Origin of the sequence: Azomonas macrocytogenes (assembly GCF_014191985.1) — a bacterium.
GTDB lineage: Bacteria > Pseudomonadota > Gammaproteobacteria > Pseudomonadales > Pseudomonadaceae > Azomonas > Azomonas macrocytogenes.
Genome location: NZ_JACHXI010000021.1, coordinates 39,752 through 59,993, shown reverse-complemented (window position 1 = coordinate 59,993; position 20,242 = coordinate 39,752). Strand labels below are relative to the sequence as shown.

General features: G+C 56.8%; 14 protein-coding genes. 6 read left to right on the top strand and 8 right to left on the bottom strand.

Annotation, left to right across the window (positions count from 1 at the left end):
* Nucleotides 1–260 precede the first annotated feature (260 nt).
* The 5 genes from phoA to FHR87_RS16145 all read right to left on the bottom strand — a co-directional run bounded on the left by phoA (nucleotide 261) and on the right by FHR87_RS16145 (nucleotide 6,538).
* Nucleotides 261–1,688, bottom strand: coding sequence for an alkaline phosphatase (phoA, locus tag FHR87_RS16165; RefSeq protein ID WP_183167790.1), 1,428 nt, complete (start codon nucleotides 1,686–1,688; stop codon nucleotides 261–263).
* Nucleotides 1,689–2,712: 1,024 nt separating this feature from the next.
* Nucleotides 2,713–3,141 (bottom strand): DUF2846 domain-containing protein, encoded by a 429-nt coding sequence (locus tag FHR87_RS16160; RefSeq protein ID WP_183167771.1) that lies wholly within the window; start codon nucleotides 3,139–3,141, stop codon nucleotides 2,713–2,715.
* Nucleotides 3,142–3,591: 450 nt separating this feature from the next.
* Nucleotides 3,592–3,966, bottom strand: coding sequence for a hypothetical protein (locus FHR87_RS16155; RefSeq protein WP_183167770.1), 375 nt, complete (start codon nucleotides 3,964–3,966; stop codon nucleotides 3,592–3,594).
* Nucleotides 3,967–4,170: 204 nt separating this feature from the next.
* On the bottom strand, nucleotides 4,171–5,403 hold the full coding sequence (locus tag FHR87_RS16150; protein WP_183167769.1) for an MFS transporter: 1,233 nt from the start codon (nucleotides 5,401–5,403) through the stop codon (nucleotides 4,171–4,173).
* Between the two features lie 115 nt (nucleotides 5,404–5,518).
* Nucleotides 5,519–6,538: an AraC family transcriptional regulator gene (locus FHR87_RS16145; protein WP_183167768.1), complete on the bottom strand. Its 1,020-nt coding sequence runs from the start codon at nucleotides 6,536–6,538 to the stop codon at nucleotides 5,519–5,521.
* Between the two features lie 459 nt (nucleotides 6,539–6,997).
* Between FHR87_RS16145 and fadB the strand changes: the two genes are divergently transcribed.
* From fadB to FHR87_RS16115, 6 genes are all read left to right on the top strand, one after another.
* Nucleotides 6,998–9,133 carry a fatty acid oxidation complex subunit alpha FadB gene (fadB, locus tag FHR87_RS16140; RefSeq protein ID WP_183167767.1) on the top strand — a complete coding sequence of 712 codons (2,136 nt, stop codon included), beginning with the start codon at nucleotides 6,998–7,000 and terminating at the stop codon, nucleotides 9,131–9,133.
* Between the two features lie 54 nt (nucleotides 9,134–9,187).
* The gene (locus FHR87_RS16135; RefSeq protein ID WP_183167766.1) at nucleotides 9,188–10,957 is read left to right on the top strand and encodes an acyl-CoA dehydrogenase C-terminal domain-containing protein; all 1,770 of its coding nucleotides are present in this window, start codon (nucleotides 9,188–9,190) and stop codon (nucleotides 10,955–10,957) included.
* Nucleotides 10,958–11,117: 160 nt separating this feature from the next.
* Entirely contained in the window at nucleotides 11,118–11,867 is a 750-nt protein-coding gene (locus FHR87_RS16130) for an electron transfer flavoprotein subunit beta/FixA family protein (protein ID WP_183167765.1), read from the top strand.
* Entirely contained in the window at nucleotides 11,867–12,799 is a 933-nt protein-coding gene (locus FHR87_RS16125) for an electron transfer flavoprotein subunit alpha/FixB family protein (RefSeq protein WP_183167764.1), read from the top strand. The genes FHR87_RS16130 and FHR87_RS16125 overlap by 1 nt, the downstream gene beginning before the upstream one ends.
* 161 nt (nucleotides 12,800–12,960) lie before the next feature.
* Nucleotides 12,961–14,610: an electron transfer flavoprotein-ubiquinone oxidoreductase gene (locus FHR87_RS16120; protein WP_183167789.1), complete on the top strand. Its 1,650-nt coding sequence runs from the start codon at nucleotides 12,961–12,963 to the stop codon at nucleotides 14,608–14,610.
* 109 nt (nucleotides 14,611–14,719) lie between these two features.
* On the top strand, nucleotides 14,720–16,213 hold the full coding sequence (locus tag FHR87_RS16115) for an acetyl-CoA hydrolase/transferase family protein (protein WP_183167763.1): 1,494 nt from the start codon (nucleotides 14,720–14,722) through the stop codon (nucleotides 16,211–16,213).
* 134 nt (nucleotides 16,214–16,347) lie between these two features.
* Here FHR87_RS16115 and FHR87_RS16110 read toward each other — a convergent pair whose 3' ends face one another.
* Genes FHR87_RS16110 through FHR87_RS16100 form a run of 3 tightly spaced genes read right to left on the bottom strand, consistent with a single transcriptional unit; the run spans nucleotide 16,348 to nucleotide 19,861 of the window.
* Nucleotides 16,348–17,763: a TolC family protein gene (locus tag FHR87_RS16110; protein ID WP_183167762.1), complete on the bottom strand. Its 1,416-nt coding sequence runs from the start codon at nucleotides 17,761–17,763 to the stop codon at nucleotides 16,348–16,350.
* A 21-nt stretch (nucleotides 17,764–17,784) separates the two neighbouring features.
* The gene (locus FHR87_RS16105) at nucleotides 17,785–18,792 is read right to left on the bottom strand and encodes an efflux RND transporter periplasmic adaptor subunit (protein ID WP_183167761.1); all 1,008 of its coding nucleotides are present in this window, start codon (nucleotides 18,790–18,792) and stop codon (nucleotides 17,785–17,787) included.
* Entirely contained in the window at nucleotides 18,758–19,861 is a 1,104-nt protein-coding gene (locus FHR87_RS16100; protein ID WP_183167760.1) for an ATP-binding cassette domain-containing protein, read from the bottom strand. Before FHR87_RS16100 ends, FHR87_RS16105 begins: the two co-directional genes overlap by 35 nt.
* Nucleotides 19,862–20,242: the final 381 nt, after the last annotated feature.

Below are 20,242 nucleotides of genomic sequence, written 5' to 3'. Positions count from 1 at the left end.
GCATGGTTTGTCGGGCACTTATGAAGCTTTCTCCACAAGGCTTAGAACCTGTTCAAAGTCTGCTACGCGTTGGCCATACCGCGTTGAAAATGGCCTGGATCGCCAGCCCGGTCCGCTTTCTCAGCCATTTTCGCCTTGTCTGGCCTTGGCTCGCGAGATTTTGAACAGGCTCTTAGCCGATGCTCGATTATCCACCTTGTAGGCGAGCTCCTGTTATCGAGAGAGCGCGTCTTTTTCTTCTGTTTATTCTGAGCGATGAGTTACTTGGCGAGCATCGCTCTGGTCATGGTGAAAAACAGATCGGTCTGATCGGTCAGGCCGGTGACGTTAGCAGCATTGGGGCCGTAGGCAGCAATCCGTAACTGCGTACCGGTGTGGCCTTGCGAAGAGGTTTCAGAGTTACCGTAGCTGATGCCCATGATGGCGCCATCTTTGGTTTTCATGGATTGGGTCAAGCCGGGTGCCTGGCTATCGGGCGCAATGATCTGGCTGGAATGGGCATGGTCGGCAGTGACGATGACTAGCGTATTGCCATCGGCCTTGGCAAAGGCGAGGGCTTTCTGAACGGCTTCGTCCAGGTCCACGGTTTCGCCAATCTGGCCGCAGGGGTTGGCAGCATGATCCTGTTTGTCGATAGAAGCGCCTTCAACCTGCAGGAAGAAGCCATTACGGTTGCTGCTCAGCAGTTCGATGGCTTTTTCTGTCATATCGGCCAGGGTGGGGATCTCTGCAGTGCGCTCGGTATTGGGCTCACAGATCACAGGAGTGCCGAGGTTGCCATGGTAGCTGGCTTTGGGGCCATTCCAGCGAACTGGCATATTGCCTTGGGCAAACACTCCTAATAGTGGTTTGTTTTGGTTGGCTCTGTTGATGCTTTGTAGTTCCTGCATATTCTGCACGAGCTGGAAGCCACGCTCGGTGGCCTGAGTCATCAGGGTCTTGCCTGCCCAGTTACCGGCTTTGGCGGTTTCCGAGAAAGTCTTGGCGCCGCCGCCCAGGGTTACATCGGGACGGGTATTAAGTATCTGCTCAGTAATGGAGCCGAGACCCCTATTTTCCAGTGCATTTGATGGGCAAGTTTTGCTGGTTGCTTCCGGGCCGTAGCAGCTACGTGCCGTAACGTGGGACATCATCGCCGCTGGAGTGGCATCCTGCAGCTCAGCGGTGGAGACGTTGCCAGTCGCCTTGCCTGCGTATTTGGCCAGCTCCAACAGGGTGATCTGAGGTTTTTCGTGAATATCGACGCTCAGGGCGCCGTTGTAGGTTTTGACGCCCGTAGACCAGGCGCTGGCCGAGGCGGCAGAGTCGGTCACATAATCTGGCAGACCGGTTTCCTTCTCCAGAGCATAATGGGTGTATTGGCCGGTCAGCGGCAGCGCGTCGATACCTTTGAAATAGCCGCTGGCCCCTTCGGCATAGTTCCGTGCTGCGGTAATTTCAGAGTCACCCATGCCATCCCCGATCAGCAGGATCACATTCTTGACTCGCTTGCTTGAAAGCGAATCTTTCAGGGCTTTGGTTATATCCCGATCAAGGCGGCGAGCTCCGCCGAAGGTGGTGATATCGCCTTTTGCCTCTCGATTCATGAGTCCGTTGTTAGCGACGTTCTGGTTCTGTTGAGCGACTGCCGGATCTGTACTCAGCAGGGCAAGCGAAGCAGCGGAAATTACCAACGAATAGCGAATCATCACGTCTAGAGTCCTTTAGGGTGAATTTTGGGAAAAATGGAGCCACTGGAACCCAAAGGGGAAACTGCGGAGATGGTCTTGCCCCGGGCTGCCGGCGTTCAGGCAAGAGCACGTTAGCCATAGCTGGTTAAGTTTTCGTGAAAGAAAGCCTGCTTATTGGTTACGTTGTTCGCTATTTCGTTTGGCACGATTCCACTTTCAGATTGGTGGGAAAGCGGCTTGTTTTTCGTTGATATCATCCAAATGAATGATGCTGCAAAGCCGATCTGCCAGTAAAAAGACATCAAGGCATTGTCTTCTGGTCAGCGACTACCCTCGATTTTCAAGCGAACCATCAAAACGCTTTTTTCGATATCTGGTCATTGATTCATAGAAGCTGAAAAATACGGATTCTGGGCAAGTAGACATTGATCCGCGCCTTTCGCACGACATAGAGCTTGATAGCTTTTTGATTTTCTTATGTTATTCGTGGCCATATACCGTTTGGGCCCAGGGTAGCTAGAGGTAGAAAAATGACTATCCAAGGGATCGGGCCTCTGATTCGCTTGTTGTTGGCGCCAGTAACCATGAGCGTCGGCGGTCTTCTTCTGGATAAGTGGCTGTTGCCGAGACTTGCCAGTGCCAACAGGGTGGCGTCTTTGCAGGTTGAGGCAGCGTTTTGGGATATCTGCCACTGGGGAATACTCTGCTTGGTATCGCTGAGTGCGATCTGGGGGCTTTACAGGCTCTGGCTGTATATCCACTGGCGAAGCGGTAATAGCGATGGTGGTTGTCCCAGCTGCGGAGGCCCAATGCAGCATCTACAAGAACCGCATGCCATGTACAGTGAATGCATGATATGTGGGGCGAGAAAAAACGGCTGGGTCACCGAACACCGGCACAAGGCTTCGGTTTAGGTGCAAAGTAAAGTTGGTTGGCAGCAATCTGGAATATAAATGAAAAAGGGCGATTCGAATTTTCGAATCGCCCTTTGCTTTTTACCCTGCAAGCTCGAGTAGGCAAGGTCTGATCTGACTCGATAACGTTATCGGCCTACGATCAGCTTCGTTTCCATGACGCCTTTCTGGCCTTCATCTTCATCCATGATGTGCAGTTTGTTCTTGGCGTAGGGAGCACTGATTTTCACATCCTGCCAGATATAAGTGATGGTGCCGGGTTGCAGGTCCACTTCCAGCGTATCGGTATTTTCCGCTTCGGCCGTGATAGTGTGCTTGCCAGGTTTTACTTCATGGTACAGATAGGTTTTACCGACGGTTTTGCCGATGGACTTGCCATCGACCATCACGTTCATCTTCAATCCGGCATCGACGGTTTCATTACGATAGACATAGATGCCAGCTTTTTTAGGGGCTGTCTGGAATGTCTTGAGCGTGGCGTCCAGAGCTGGATCGCTCTGAGACCCAGCGCAGCCGGTAAGGGCGATCAGCAAGGCGCAAATCGGATATCGTTTCATCAAGGCACGTTCCATAGGTTTCATGGGCAAGGCGGTCGTTGTCTCTTGACAGTGGTAGTGGAGGCAGAAATCGATCACTACGAGACATTTCTTGTGCGGCATTCTGCCGCTTTTTAATAGTTAGCCAGCGCAACGTTAATGTAATGGACGTATGACCACAATATCTGTGGCGGTATTTGTCTACTACTTTAGTATTGGTTGTCGGCATTTTTTATAGTGGTTTTTGAGTAACGAGTCTGGCAAGCAAGAGCTCGTGAGCCATTGCGGTAATTTTTTCTATTCTCGGAATCAATAAAAAAAGAAAGATTTACAAATGGATGTAACAAATATCTGCTCGATATTTACTGCTTTGCGCATACTGCGACTCTCCATATTCCTTTCTTTTTTAAGCAATTTTCTTGCCAAGGATTTATGGTGTCGCTTGGGAGTTAGAGTTGCCTTACGGGGAAATCACGATTTGAACCAGCGCGGTGCCAAGGCGATCCAGGCCATTGCCGGATAGCAGGCATAGTGCAGGAAGAACACCAATAGCCCGACCAGGCCATGCGTAGACTGATTCTCCATCATCACAAGCAGGGCGGTGTAGAGCGCGCCGAGCCCTAAAGCGTAACGGGCCACCAAGCCTCTGCGTTCGCTGGGAGTAGGCCCACGGTGGGCCTGCCAGTGGAAGGCGAAAGCCATACCTATGGCGATCAGCGTTGCGAACAGTAGGGAGGCGATGGGGCCACCGATTTTCACGAAGGTGCGCAGCAGGAAGTTGACTACTACGCATGCCAGGATGGCACCAAGTGCGTGGTATGCGAGTCTGGGTGAGCTATCAGGCATGTGGAAAGTTCCGTTAATGCAGTAAATACGACCATTCGGCACCTGGATTGCACCGAAGCAGTTCATGCTGCAAGAACGATTCCTGGTGAATTCGCCAGGGAGCGTGTCTTGCCTGGTCATGTATGAAACACCGTCAGTTCTTCAAGCCTCGAATGACAGATTGCACGGCTTCGAGACTTGAAGGCGAGCGCGTGACGAGTCGGATCAAGCGTTTTCCGCCAAGCCTTCTTCTCGTTGTGCCGTTTCGCTATAACGTGCCTGGTCTTTCCAGGCCCACCAGAAGATCGCCAGCCCACCGGCCGCTGTGATCGCCCCGACATAGCCGGTAGAGGTCCAGCCAAGGCCGGCCGAGATCGCCAGGCCACCGAGCCATGGACCCAAGGCATTGGCGACATTGAAGGCGGCGTGATTGGAGGCAGCTGCCAGGTTCTGCGCGCCGACGGCCACATCCATCAAATGGGTCTGCAAGGCAGGAGACAGCGAGACCATGGTGCCCACTGCGAAGATGGCCGGCAGCATGCTCCAGATCGACTGTGCGGCCAGCGGAAACAGCAGCAATACGATGATGCTCCAGACCAATATCAGTGAAATGGATTTGAACTGTAATTTGTCGAACAGCCAGCCACCGACCAGGTTGCCAGAAATACCGCCCAGGCCGAAGGCTGCCAGAGCAAAAGGAATCCAACCTTCACTAACGCCGGTTACTTCCAGCAGAGTCGGAGCCAGATAGCCGAATACGCAGAACATGCCCGCGAAGCCGATCGAGCTGATGCCCAGGGCGAGCCATACCTGAGAGCGGTTGAACGACTGGATTTCGCTTTTTGGGTTGCTATGGGTTGCTTCGGCATTGCGTGGCAGGAAAATAAATACCAGCACCGTGGTCACCAGGGCGATAGCGCCGACCATGCCAAAGGCATAGCGCCAGCTCAGCAGTTGCCCGAGCCAGGTAGCGATAGGGTTACCGATCAGCATGGCGAGCGTCAGCCCCGCCAAGACTCGGCTGACGGCCTTGGCGCGCTTGTGGGGCGGCACCATGGAGGCAGCCACCAGCGATGCGACACCGAAATAGGCACCATGCGGCAAGCCGGCGATGAAGCGGAACAGCATTAGCGATTCATAGCCTGGAGCCATGGCGCTGGCGAAATTGCCGATGGCGAAGAACAGCATCAATAGCATCAGCAGAAGACGACGCGGCAGCCGGGCGCCGAGAATTGCCAGTAATGGCGCACCGATCACCACGCCGAGGGCATAAGAGCTGATTACGTGCCCCACTTGTGGTTCGCTGATAGCCAGGTTTTGGGCCATGTTTGGCATTAGCCCCATGGTTGCGAATTCTCCTGTGCCGATACCGAAGCCGCCCATGGCCAGGGCCAGTTCGATCAGTAATACCGTGTGGGTCGAGGGTTGGTTCGGTTGCGGCCTGGTTTGCTCTGTCATGAATGCCTCGGTTCCGGTCTGGTGAGTGTCTGCCGCATTATTCTCCGATCCGGCGTCTTGGAGAACCCGGGGAACCACTCGGAAACTGGCTTTATAAAGAACATGCAATTGCTCCCTACTTCTTGTTCTGGGCCGCATCCCGATAGGTCTTCGGGGATTCGCCCGTCCATTGCCGGAACGCTCGAGTGAAGGCCGAGGGTTCAGAAAAGCCAAGCTGGCGGGATATCTGAATGATCGAGATCGATGGTTGGTTCAGGTAGTGGATGGCCATGTCGCGGCGAATGCCGTCCTTGATGATCTGGAAGCTGGTGCCTTCCAGAGAGAGTTTCCGCCGCAGCGTTCTTTCCGTCAGGTGCAATTCGTTCGCGATCTCTCCGATATTGGTACTGGCCAGATCCGTGGCTTTTTCCAGGTAATTCAGCACGCTTCTCGTGTATGCGGAGTTATAGGCCTGGCGTATGAACCAGTCGAGAGGTGCGCGCTTCAGGTGGGTGCGTAGTGTAGCTGGGGTCTGCACCACGGGGGCATCGAGGGCCTCGATACCGAAGACGAAGCAGTTGCTGTTTTCGTTGAATCGGGCAGGACAGGGAAACATGAGGCGATATTCGGCCAGATGTTTCGGTTCGGGATATTCGAAGGTGATGTATTTCAGCGGAATCCGGTGGCCGATGAGCCAACTGGGAAAACGGTGCCAGAGCAGCATGAAGAATTCCCTGAACAGATAGTCGGGATCGTGCCCGGGATCTGCCAGGGTCATGGAAAAGAGCGCATCTCCCCCTTCGATCCTGAGCTCCAGCCGCAGCGAATCGTTCACCAGATTGTAGAAGCGGCTGAGATGATGATAGACGGAGCCGAGCGTGCGGCATTCGACGGCTTGCCTGGCCATCAGGGCGAACACTCCATGCCGGGAGCGATACGGGGCCAGCCCCATGAATTCATCGTCACCCATCCGCCATATGGCCAGCATCAGACGGCTGAACTGATCGGAAGTGATTCGCAGGTGCGAGCTGTCGAGCAGTTTTCGGCTGATTCCCGCTTCCTTGAGCAAGTTTTCTTCGTCGAGCCCTTTTTTTCTGGCTGCCTTTATCACCACTTGCGCGAAATGAACGGAAATGGAATAGCGCTCGATACTCATTTTTCTTGTTCGGTCAACGGGGCTGAAGGATTGCTGTGGGGGCAAAAATTGTAAAGAAATATGCGGTTCATACTGTCCTTTAATGTCAAGTATCGGACTGGATTCGTTATTGCCGAATGAAGGGCCGGAGCTGAAGCTAGCAGCCAGTAAAGAGCAAGTCGATAAACATAAGATTGCCTGTCGATATCGATTCTTTTCACTCAATTAGTGACTAACTATGAATCCATGCCAGTACAAGACACCGTCTGACTAGCTAGATGTACATGGCCTATCGGTGAGCATGGAAGCTATTTGAAAGCATCCGGATCGACTGCTTGGCGGCAATGGACATTACCGAAGTCGTCAAGCTTTATCTGTCGTGCGCTGGTCTTGATCCGACAACAAGAGATGGGTTTTAGCGATCTGGACAGGTCATAGCTGTTCGATACCCGAAACCATTCGCATAACAAGGAATTCGACATGTATAGCGGAAAGGCAATCGGCCTCAAGGCGCTCGGCTCGGGACTGGTCGAGCTGGTGCTCGACCTGCAGGGCTCCTCGGTCAACAAGCTCGACAAGCTGACCCTGAGCGAGCTGGGCGAGGCCATCGAGCTCGTCTCCCGGCCCGGGGCGGGCGTCAAGGGGCTGCTGATTTCCAGCGCCAAGCCGGCCTTCGTGGTGGGGGCGGACATCACCGAGTTCACCCAGCTCTTCGCCCTGAAAGAAAGCGAAGTGGTGGAGTGGGGGCGGCACACGCATACACTGTTCCTCGCCCTGGAAAACCTGCCGTTCCCCACCGTGGCCGCGGTGAACGGCCTGGCTTTGGGTGGCGGCTTCGAGCTGGCGCTGGCCGCCGATTTCCGCATTCTGGCGGCGGATGCCAGGATCGGCCTGCCGGAAGTGACGCTGGGCATCTGCCCCGGCTGGGGCGGCACCGTGCGCCTGAGCCGGCTGATCGGCGCCGAGGCGGCGCTGGAGTGGGCCACCGGCGGCAAGCCCCAGGCGGCGAAGAAGGCCCTGGAGCTGGGCGCCGTCGACCGAATCGCTGAGGATCTGCGGGCCGAGGCGCTGGCGTTCCTGAAGGCCGCCGCCGATGGCGAGCACGACTACCGCAAGAACCGGGCGCGCAAGCAGCAGCCCATCGAGCAGACGCCGGAATCGCCGGCGAAACTGCAAGCGCTGGCCCAGGCCTACGGGAAAAAGCTCGATCCCCGCTATCCGGCGGCGGGCGCCATCGTCGAAGCGGTGGTCCGCCACAGCGCGCTGCCGTTGCGGGAGGCGCTGGAGGTCGAGACGCACACCTTCGCCCGGTTGGCCAAGTCCGATGCCGCCCGCGCCCTGGTGGGGCTGTTCCTCAGCGATCAGGCGATCAAGAAGAAGGCCAAGGGCTGGGCCGCCAAGGGGCATTCGGTACGCCTGGGCGCGGTGCTCGGCGCGGGCATCATGGGCGGCGGGGTGGCCTTCCAGTCGGCTTCCAGCGGTACACCGATCCTGATGAAGGATATCCGCCAGGACGCCCTCGACCTGGGCTTCGAGACGGCCAGCCGGCTACTGGACAAGCAGGTGGAGAAGGGCCGCCTGGACGAGGCCGGCAAGCGTCAGGTGCTGGAGCGCATCACGCCCACCCTGGAGTACCGGAATTTCGAGCAGGTCGATCTGGTGGTCGAGGCGGTGGTGGAGAATCCCAAGGTGAAGGCGGCGGTGCTGGCCGAGGTGGAAGGGCTGATCGGCGGGGGCGCCGTGCTGTCTTCCAATACCTCGACCATCTCCATCGACCTGCTGGCCGAGCACCTGAAGCGCCCGCAGCAGTTCTGCGGCATGCACTTCTTCAACCCGGTGCACCTGATGCCGCTGGTGGAGGTGATACGCGGCCGCCGCACCAGCGAAGCCGCCATCGCCACCACGGTGGCCTACGCCACCGCCATGGGCAAGACGCCCATCGTGGTCAACGACTGCCCCGGCTTCCTGGTCAACCGCATCCTCTTTCCCTACTTCAACGGCTTCAACCGGCTGCTCAAGGACGGCGTGGATTTCGAGCGGATCGACCGGGTGATGGAGGCGTTCGGCTGGCCGATGGGCCCGGCCTACCTGGCCGACGTGATCGGCATCGACACCATGGTGCACGCCGACCATGTGCTGCAGGAGGGTTTCCCCGAGCGCATGGGCCACGATGGCGAGCCGATCATGGACCAGCTTCTGGCCGCCGGCTCCCTCGGTCAGAAGAACGGCAAGGGCTTCTATGATTACGGGGTGGATGCCGATGGTCGGCGCAGCAAACAGCCCTCGGCCGCCATCCGGGCGCTGATCGCCGAACAGGTGCGCCAGTCTGCCGAGGTGTCGGATGGGGAGATCGTCCAGCGGCTGATGATCCCCCTCTGCCTGGAGTCCGTGCGCTGCCTGGAAGATGGCATCGTCGAGACGCCGGAGGAGGTGGACATGGGCCTGATCCTCGGCCTCGGCTTCCCCCGCTTCCGGGGCGGCGCGCTGCGCTATATCGACACCCTGGGCCTGGAAACCTTCGCCCGCCAGGCCGAGGCGCACGCCCGGCACGGCGGTCTCTACCAACTGACGGACGATTTCCGGGCGCGGCTGAAGGCCGGCCGCAACTATTTCTGAGGGTGCGGCGGTGATGCCCCACCCCTTCAGCGTGCAGATAAGGAGAACAACAAGATGAGCGATTACATCCACCCCTACCGCGATGCGGAATTCGTCCTCAACGAACTGGTCGAGCTGGACCGGCTCTGCGCCGATGCCGGCCTGAGCGACGTCAACGGCGAGTTGGTTTCGGCGATCCTGGCCGAGGCCGGCAAGCTGGGTTCCGAGGTGCTGGCACCGCTGAACCGGACCGGCGATACCCTGGGCGTGCGGCTCGGCGAGAGCGGCGTCGAGGAAACCCCCGGCTTCGCCGACGTCTATCGGCAATTCCAGGAAGGCGGCTGGCCGTCCTTGACCGCCGCCGAGGCGTTCGGCGGCCAGGGCCTGCCCAATGTGGTCGGCACTGCGGTCAACGAGATCTGGCACTCGGCCAACCTGGCCTTCGCCCTCTGCCCGATGCTCACCCAGGGCGCCATCGAGTCCATCGCCCATCATGGTTCCGACATGCTCAAGGGGAGCTACCTGCCCCGGCTGGTCAGCGGCGAATGGACCGGCACCATGAACCTCACCGAGCCGGACGCCGGCTCCGACCTGGCGGCGGTCAAGACCAAGGCCGTGCCCCAGGGCGACCATTACCTGATCACGGGCCAGAAGATCTTCATCACCTGGGGCGATCACCAGATGACCGAAAACATCGCCCATCTGGTCCTGGCGCGCCTGCCGGATGCGCCGTTCGGGGTGAAGGGCATCTCGCTGTTCATCGTGCCCAAGTTCCTGCCGGATCGGGAAGGCCGCTTCACGGTGCGCAACGATGTCGCCTGCGTGTCCCTGGAGCACAAGCTGGGCATCCATGGCAGCCCGACCTGCGTGATGAGCTTCGGTGACAAGGAAGGCGCGGTGGGCTACTTGGTGGGCGAGCCGCACAAGGGCCTGGCCTACATGTTCACCATGATGAACCACGCCCGCCAGGCGGTTGGCCTGCAAGGCCTGTCGGTTGCCGAGCGCGCCTACCAGCAGGCGCTGCCCTACGCCAAGGAACGCTTGCAGGGCACCAATAAGGACGGCAGCCGCTTCAGCATCATCAAGTTCCCGGACGTGCGGCGCATGCTGTTGCAGATGAAGGCGTCCAACGAGGCCATGCGCGCCCTGGCGCTGGTCGCCGCCGCCGAGACCGACCGCGCCCACGGCGCGGACGCCGCCCGCCACCAGGGCCGCGTGGAGCTGCTGACGCCCATCGTCAAGGGCTGGCTGACCGAACTGGCCCAGGAGGTGACCGCGCTGGGCATCCAGATCCACGGCGGCATGGGCTTCATCGAGGAGACCGGTGCGGCCCAGCATTACCGCGACGCGCGCATCCTCACCATCTACGAAGGCACCACCGGCATCCAGGCGCTCGACCTGGTAGGCCGCAAGACGCTGGCTAACCAGGGTGCGCTGCTGGCCGATCTGCTGGAAGAGATCGGCGAGACGCTCCAGCAACTGGAGGCCGGTGGCGAACGCTTCGCCGTCCAGGCCAACGCCCTGCGCAACGCTCTCGAGGCGGGCCGCGAGGCGCGCCGCTTCCTGCTCGACAACGCCGCCCGGGACCCGTCCCTGGCGGGCAGCGTCAGCGTCGACTTCCTGCTGCTGTTTGGCTACCTGAGCGGCGGCTGGCTACTCGGCAAGTCCGCCCTCAGGGCCCAGGCCCTGCTGAACGCCGGCGGCGGCGATGCGCGTTTCCTGAACGCCAAACTGGTCACCTCGCGCTTCTACGCCGAGCACCTGCTGCCCAGGACGGGCGCGCTACTGGCGGCGATCAAGGCGGGCAGCGCCAGCATCATGGCGCTGGACGAGGATCAGTTCTGATCGGCGTTCCGCCGGGGCACCGGGACTGATGGCGCGGCCGCGCCATCAGTCCGGGCTCTGACACCCTTCCAATCCACTGAAATCGATCCCGCGAGGGCTTCCAGGCCCCCGCGTGGACAGACACGTCCCCGCATCGAGTGGGGGCGAGGGAACGGCTGCGATGAAAATACTGGTAACCGTCAAACGGGTGATCGACTACAACGTCAAGGTGCGGGTCAAGCCCGACCACAGCGACGTCGACCTGGCCAACGTCAAGATGGCCATGAACCCCTTCTGTGAAATCGCCGTGGAAGAGGCGGTGCGCCTCAAGGAAGCCGGCCTCGCCACCGAGATCCTGGCGGTCTCGGTCGGGCCCAAGGCCTGCCAGGAGCAGATTCGCACCGCATTGGCTCTGGGCGCGGATCGGGGCATCCACATCGAGACCGAGGACTTTCCCGAATCCCTGGAGGTGGCCCGGCTGCTGGCCAAGGTGGTCGAGGCCGAGCGGCCAGAACTGATCATCACCGGCAAGCAATCCATCGACAGCGACAACAACCAGACCGGGCAGATGCTGGCGGCGCTGCTGGACTTGCCGCAGGGCACCTTCGCCTCGGCGCTCAAGCTGGCCGACGGGCGGGTCGAGGTGACCCGCGAGATTGATGGCGGCCTGCAAACCCTGTCGCTGTCGCTGCCGGCCGTGGTCACCACCGACCTGCGCCTGAACGAGCCGCGCTACGCCTCCCTGCCCAACATCATGAAGGCCAAGAAGAAGCCGCTGGAGGTCAGGACGCCGGCCGAGCTGGGTGTGCAGCCCAGGGCGCATACCCGCCTGCTGAAGGTCGAGGCGCCCGCCGAGCGCAAGGGCGGCATCAAGGTGGCCAGCATCGACGAGCTGGTGGAAAAACTGAAGAACGAAGCGAAGGTGATCTGATGGCTATCCTTATCATTGCCGAGCATGACGACCGCACCCTGAAAAGCGCGACCCTGAATGCCGTCACGGCCGCCGCACAGATCGGTGCGGAACTTCATCTACTGGTAGCCGGCCGGGATTGCCGGGCGGCGGCCGGGCAGGCCGCGCGGATTCCCGGCCTGGCCAAGGTGCTGCTGGCCGACGACGCCAGCCTCGCGCAGCAGTTGGCGGAGAAGGTTTCGCCCCTGGTGGTCGAGCTGGCCAAGGATTACTCGCATATCGTCGCGCCGGCGACCACCAGCGGCAAGAACCTGCTGCCGCGCGTAGCCGCGCTGCTGGGCGTGGCGCAGCTCTCCGAGGTGATCGGCGTCGAGTCGACGGATACCTTCCGCCGCCCGATCTATGCCGGCAACGCCATCGCCACCGTGCAATCCCTGGATTCGGTGAAGGTATTGACAGTCCGCGGCAGCGCCTTCGAACCCGCGCCGGCCGAAGGCGGCGGCACGCCCATCGAATCCATCCACTTCGCCGGAGATGCCGGCGATTCCGCCCGCTTCGTCGGCGAGCAGGTGGCGGTTTCCGAACGTCCGGAATTGAGCAGCGCGCGCATCGTCGTCTCGGGTGGGCGCGGGCTGGGCAGCGGGGAGAGCTTCGCCCTGCTGGAGCGGCTGGCCGACAAGCTGGGCGCGGCGGTCGGCGCCTCGCGGGCGGCGGTGGACGCCGGCTTCGTGCCCAACGACAGGCAGGTGGGGCAGACCGGCAAGATCGTCGCCCCCGACCTGTACATCGCCGTCGGTATCTCCGGGGCCATCCAGCATCTGGCCGGGATGAAAGAATCCAAGGTGATCGTCGCCATCAACAAGGACGAGGAGGCACCGATCTTCCAGGTCGCCGACTACGGCCTGGTGGCCGATCTGTTCGAAGCCATTCCCGAGCTGGAACGCAAGCTGTGACGGCAGTCCGTAGGGTGGGTTAGGCCGCAGGCCGTAACCCACCGACCGGCCGTCAGGCTGGCAGTGGGATGCCTGTCGGCATCCTTGGTGGGTTACGCCGCGGTTCGGCTAACCCACCCTACGACTACGACAACAACAAGGTCTTCGAGGAGGATCGAGCCATGCGTGAATCGATGGAGTTCGACGTGGTGATCGTCGGCGCCGGGCCGGCGGGTTTGTCCGCGGCCTGCCGGCTGATGCAACTGGCCGCCGAACAGGAGCGGGCACTGGAGGTCTGCGTGGTGGAGAAGGGCTCCGAGGTGGGCGCGCATATCCTCTCCGGGGCGGTGATCGAGCCGCGTGCCCTGGACGAGTTGTTCCCGGACTGGAAGGAGCGCGGCGCGCCGCTGAACACGCCGGTCAGCGAGGACCGGCTGTACCTGCTGAAGAGCGCCGGGCAGGCCATCCGGCTACCCGATCCGCTGGTGCCGAAGACCCTGCACAACCAGGGCAACTACGTGGCCAGCCTGGGCAACCTGGTGCGCTGGCTGGGCGAGCAGGCCGAACAGCTGGGCGTGCAGATCTTCCCCGGTTTCGCCGCCGCGGAGGTGCTCTACCGCGAGGATGGCAGCGTCAAGGGCGTGGCCACCGGCGACATGGGCGTGGCCGCCGATGGTTCGCGCAAGGACAGCTTCGAGCCGGGCATCGAGCTGCATGCCAAATACACGCTGTTCGCCGAGGGTTGCCGTGGCCACCTGGGCCAGCAATTGCGCCGGCGCTTCGAGCTGGAGCGCAACGCCGATCCCCAGCACTACGGCCTCGGCATCAAGGAACTGTGGGACATCGATTCGGCCCGGCACCAGCCCGGCCTGGTCATCCACGGTTCCGGCTGGCCGCTGCAAGGGGATGCCAGCGGCGGATTCTTCCTCTATCACGCAGAAAACAACCAGGTGGTGGTCGGGCTGATCGTCGACCTGAACTATGTCAACCCCTGGCTCAGTCCGTTCGACGAATTCCAGCGGATGAAGCACCATCCCGTGCTGAAGCACTACCTGGAAGGCGGCAAGCGGGTCTCCTACGGGGCGCGGGCGATCGCCAAGGGCGGCTTCAATGCGTTGCCCGAGATGGTGTTCCCGGGCGGCCTGCTGATCGGTTGCGAGGCGGGAACCCTGAACTTCGCCAAGATCAAGGGCACGCACACGGCGATGAAGTCCGGGATGCTGGCGGCGGAGACGGTGTTCGAGGCGCTGGTGGACGGCGACGAAGGCGGCCGGGCGCTGGAGGCGTTCGACGAGCGCTTCCGGGCTTCCTGGCTGTACGAGGAACTCTATCGCTCGCGCAACTTCGGCCCGGCGCTGCATCGCTTCGGCGCCCTGGGCGGCGGGGCCTTCAACTTCCTGGAACAGAGCCTGTTTTCCGGCCAGTTGCCGATCACCCTGCGAGACCGGGACGAGGACCATGCCCGGCTACGCCCCGCCGCCGACTTCTCGTCCATCGCCTATCCCAAACCGGATGGCCTGTTGAGTTTCGACAAGCTCAGCTCGGTATTCCTCTCCAATACCAACCACGCGGAAAATCAGCCCTGCCACCTGGTGCTGAAGGATGCCGAGGTTCCAGTGGCCAGCAACCTGCCGTGCTATGCCGAGCCGGCCCAGCGCTACTGCCCGGCGGGTGTGTACGAGGTGAGCGGCGACGAGCGGGAGGGCTGGCGCTTTCAGGTCAACGCGCAGAACTGCCTGCACTGCAAGACCTGCGATATCAAGGACCCGGCGCAGAACATCGTCTGGACGACCCCCGAAGGAGGCGGCGGGCCTAATTACCCGAACATGTGACCCTGCTGCGGCCCGCGCGGCCAGGCCGGGGCTTGCCATGGGCGGCAGCGAACCGTGTCGGTGCAGCGAGGCTTCTTCGGCAAATAACTATAATGATCACGAGGTTTTTATGTACTCCGAGCGTATCCGTTTGTCTTCCTTGAACGATCGCATCATGAGCGCCGCCGAGGCGGCCCTGCTGATCGAGGACGGCATGACCGTCGGTATCAGCGGTTTCGGCGGCGCGGGCGACGCCAAGGCCGTTCCCCTGGCGCTGGTCGAGCGCGCCAGACAGCATCCCTTGAAGATCGACCTGGTCACCGGCGCCAGCCTCGGCCGGGGCCTCGACGGGCTGATGAGCGAGGCCGGGCTGCTCGCCCGGCGCATGCCATTCCAGGGCGATCCCGTGCTGCGCAGGGCGATCAATGAGGGCCAGGTGATGTTCGTCGACCAGCACCTCTCGGAACTGATCGAGCAGATCCGCCACGGTCAACTCAAGGCACCGGACGTCGCGGTGATCGAGGCGGTGGCGATCACCGAGCAGGGCCATATCGTGCCGACGTCGTCGGTGGGCAACTCGGCCAGTTTCGCGGCGTTCGCCCGGCAGGTGATCGTCGAACTCAACCTCGCCTGTAGTCCGCACATGGAAGGGCTGCACGATATCTACATCCCGGAAACCCGTCCCGATCGCGCGCCGATCCCCCTGGTCAGGCCGGACGATCGCATCGGCGCCCCGGCCATCGCCATCGATCCGGCGAAGATCGCCGCCATCGTCATCTGCGACACGCCCGAGACGGCCCTGCCCATCCTGCCGCCGGACGAGGAAACCCAGGCCATCGCCGACCATTTGATCGCCTTCTTCGAGCAGGAAGTGGAAGCGGGCCGCCTGGGCGCCAGCCTGGCGCCCTTGCAGGTCGGTGTCGGCAGCATCGCCAACGCGGTGATGCACGGGCTGGTCGATGCGCCCTTCAACAACCTGGTGCAGTACTCTGAAGTATTGCAGGACTCCACCTTCGCACTGTTCGACGCCGGCAAGCTGCTGTTCGCCTCCGGCTGCTCCATCACTCTGTCGGGCGAGTGCGGCCAGCGGGTCTTCGGCAACCTGGAGAAGTACAAGGACCGCCTGGTGCTGCGTCCGCAGGAAATCTCCAACCATCCCGAAGTGGCGCGGCGGCTGGGGGTGATCGGCATCAACACGGCGCTGGAGTTCGATATCTACGGCAATGTGAATTCCACCCATGTCGGTGGCACGCGGATGATGAACGGCATCGGCGGCTCCGGGGATTTCGCCCGCAGCGCGCATCTGTCGATCTTCGTGACCAAGTCCATCGCCAAGGGCGGGGCCATCTCCAGCGTGGTGCCGATGGCCGGTCACGTCGACCATACGGAGCACGACGTGGACATCCTGGTCACCGAGCAGGGCCTGGCCGACCTGCGCGGACTGGCGCCACGGGAGCGGGCGCGAGTGGTCATCGACAACTGCGTGCACCCGGACTATCGCAGCGCCCTGAATGCCTACTTCGAGGCCGCCTGTGCCAGGGGCGGGCACACTCCGCACCTGATCGAGCGGGCGCTGGAGTGGCACATCAATCTGGCGCGGCACGGCCAGATGCTGGCCCGTTGAAACCTGCTGAAAACAGCGGCGACGAATCGCTCCGGGCCAGAAAACAGCGATGCCGATCTGGAGGCCGCATGGCTACCGGATTGCATTTTTTTGAGAAAAGTTTTTTTCAGAGTTTTCTTGGCCTGTGAGAAAAGTCAATTATTGCTTGAGTATGAATATTGTTTTATATATAGCGAACTATAATTCATCGTCGAGAAGTAGTAGTTTGAAATATTCTTCCAAAAATCAAGCTGGGCCTTGATGAGTTTTAATTGTGCCTCGATGGTTTTTTCTTCCCGCAGGTTGACTACAAATAAATCTGATAAACCTTCTTTGAACTTGCTATATTCAGCCTGTTGCATTACTTCAGCAAGGGCAACTTCTTTCGAAATAAGGTTTTGATACTTTTCAATCATTGCATAGTTGCTAGCAATGGTTTTTAACTGCGTGGCAATTTGCTCGGCGACTAATTTTTGTTCATATTCCAAACGATTTTTTTCAGCCTCTGCCTTGCGAATTTTTCCCTCGGCAATGTTACGCTCTAATGGAATTGTAATAGACAAACCAATTTTCACATCATTCCCTGCAGGTGAACTCTTTTGACCACCGACATTATGTGTCCCCTCTAGGACAACATCGACTTTGGGCAAAAGGCTATTTTCTCCTAACTCGATTGTATTATCGAGTTTTGATTGTTCCATATCAATGGCGATTATGTCAGGGCTTTGTGATTGCAAGTATGCCATATCATGGATAAGTTTATTCTTATCAATTGATGGCTTATCAGGAAAATCATGTGGCATATCCAACGGTGTTGGAACGTTTGAATTGCCCATTTCATCACGCCAAAACAAGCTAAGGTAAACTGCAGAATTTTGCCATTCTTGTTCCATTTGATTGATTTCAATCTGACGCTTTAGAATATATTGCTGGTTTTCCGTTAAATAAATTTCGGCGATATCACCATGTTTGTTTTTCTTCTCAAAGGCAACTTGTCTTTTTTCAGATAATTCTAATAAGTAACGCATGGATTGAATGGATTTCCCAAGGGCAATCCATTCTAAATAAGCGTTCATGGCCTGGTACTGTGTCTTGAGCTGTGTAAGGCGCATTTCATTTTGTGCCTTTTTAGCAGTCAATTCTGATTGTCTGACATTATATCTATCCTTGTCGATTGTTCTGTCCTTGAGAAGAGAGAACATAACCCCCACATTAAACTCCCCCCCACGATATGTATTCATGGCATCTTCATAAGATGGTAAGTAATCTTTTGATATGCGATAGCCAAAATAAAGACGCATGTTATTATCATAAAAACGACGCGTAACCTGCGTATCAGCATAACGCCCATCGTATGTGTGCGAGCGGCGCATGATTTTCTGTTGTACTTCCCAATCAAACGCCCCTTGTGCTATTTGCTTTTCTGCATCACCTGACTCTATCTTCTGCAAAGAAGATAGAATTTTCGGATAGTGCGTTGCCGATGAACTAAGTACTTGTTCCAAGGTCAAACTATAGGCAGAAGAGCAAACTGAGAAAATTCCTGCTGTGGAAGCCAAAAAATTACGCATAAAGTGTATAACCCTTCTTACTTAGTTATTGGTAGTATTTACAGGAAACTCAGGTGGAAACCCATTAAGCTGTCGCCATATTTCATATCCTAGGGAAACAGTTTCTAATAGTATCCAGCCTTGAACCCTTACCCCAACACGCAAAAGTTTTTCAGGTGGCCAATATTCATCTTTTGGCTTTGAAATAATGACGCGAAATTTCCCAGTCGGAGAAATTGCTGGGTCAATGATGCTAACTACACCACCAAACGTACCAACCGATGTGGTTGGCCATCCACTAAATTGCATAGCTGGCCATCCATCAAATCGCAAGCGAACTTTTTGCCCTAAACGCACAAGGGGTATATCCATTCCTGCTATATCAAGGGCAATCCCGATATCTAAATTAACAGGTAAGAACTCTGCTAAAACATCGCCTTCTTTTACGAGGGTTGCTGTATCACCTGCAAATGTGTTTAAGATTTGTCCATCTTGGGGGGCGATAATCTTTTGTCTTGTTTGACGTGAGAGCATTACTTCGGCACTAGCAACTTTACTCTCGGCTTCTGCCAGTTTTGCTAACCAAGATTCATATTTAATTCTCGCATTTTCAACATCCTTACGGGCTGCTAAACCTTGTTTATGGAGTTGCTCTTGTCTATGCACATTGGTTAATGCTGTTTCTGTAGCAATTCCTGCAGCATTTTTCGCGGCAGTAAAGCTGTTTTTCTGTGCTTGCAATCTGTCCAAAAACAGCGGGTCATTATCAACGATCTCGGCAATGACATCGCCCTTTTTCACGATACTACCATCGCGAATATGCCATTTATGAATACGCCCCTTCACCAAAGCATGGATGAATTGTACTTTTCCGTTTGGTGCCAAAGAAACAATTCGCCCCATACCGTGCGATGTTTGAACCCATGGCACATACATGAGAATAAGGGCGCTCATAATAATCAACCCGACAAGCATGATGCATAAAATCATCAAAGGGCGAGGCATTTTTATATTTTTATAAGAAATGAAAACTGGAGAAATCTCCGTCATTTTTTTCCTCCTTGTCATTTAGAAGCTTGGCAGGATGTCGGATTAAATCATCAAGCTTTCTTGCAGAAACACATAATTCATAATACAGCTTTAGATAGTAACCAAGCCACGGAAGACTTGCGAAAATGGTTGACAAAATTAATTCAGCAGCAACCAATTGTCCGAGTGACAATTGCTCCTGAAGGACAAGCCAACCTCCAAGTGCGAGCAAGCCACCATTAGCTAAAACATAAACTAATAAAAATCCTAAATTTTGCCTTAAGTACGTCCTGAAATATTCCTTGCGAGCAGAAATATAATCGTTATTTAATCTGTCGATATTGACTAAAGATATATCTTTACGTGCATCGGTTTCAAAAGGAAACTCTTTATCAACTAAACGCTCTAATGCGTTAGCCATATTGTATTTTTCGAGTGAAACTGAATAAGCCCCATTATACATATCACGATGACATAAGCGCCATATAATCAAACAGCTCGTAGCAAAAATAATACTAAACATAAACAAGAAAGGGTGGTAGAACGAAACAACTAACAGGCCAACAATCATGCGCAGCAAGAGAGAAACTCCACCAACAATTAAATTTGGTACAGATTGTTGAACAAACATGATTTCAAAGTACCGCTCTACAAGCCCATTACTTTTAATGCTGTTTTCTACATCTCCGGCAATGTTGGAAATCGAGGTTACAATTTCAGCTACTGTACGAGCAAAGAAGCGTCTTTGGAAAAGCTCCATGACGTAAATTTGCAGGGCATAAAACAAGGCGGCAATAACAAGCAGTAATAAAACGCCCGCCACCAAAATAAGTAATGACAAATCTTGTGCTGAATTGGCAACCGTGTTGATCACTGTTTGAATTGCCACAGGCACAATCAAAATCAGCAAGCTAATGGCAATGCTATAAACGATTGTGGCTTGGTATAATTTTTTCTCGTTGGATACAATTCGTCTTAAAAATACGGAAAAATGCGACAGAGTAAACTGTGTATGATCTGCCATATATATTAATTTAACCTCTTCATAACAAATTCTTTGAGCGAGCGTATTAAACTTAATTGTCAGCATGATTCTTTAATATAAAATATAAGTATCCGCTCGCCAAATAAAGATGTCATGATTTTCATATCAATCACAAGTAAATCTTTTGTATCATTTATGCGGCATATTGCAGGTCAATAGTATTTACCTAGAAAATTTCACATGAAACGATAAGATTAAAAAATATATAAATAAAAGTGCTACAAATTCTTTCGGCAAGCCATGCGCATCAACGGCCAGTTGGCCAGACTAACAACGGCAAGCTTGGCGCTGAAACGCTATATCGGTTAGTTGGGCAAGGTAAGGAGCTGTTCCGGTGGCGCCTACCCGAAGGTAATCCCTACCTGAGATCGGAACCCAGGAATACATGGACCTCGCGCTTCACTGAAGTGGCTATGGCGTTCGCCA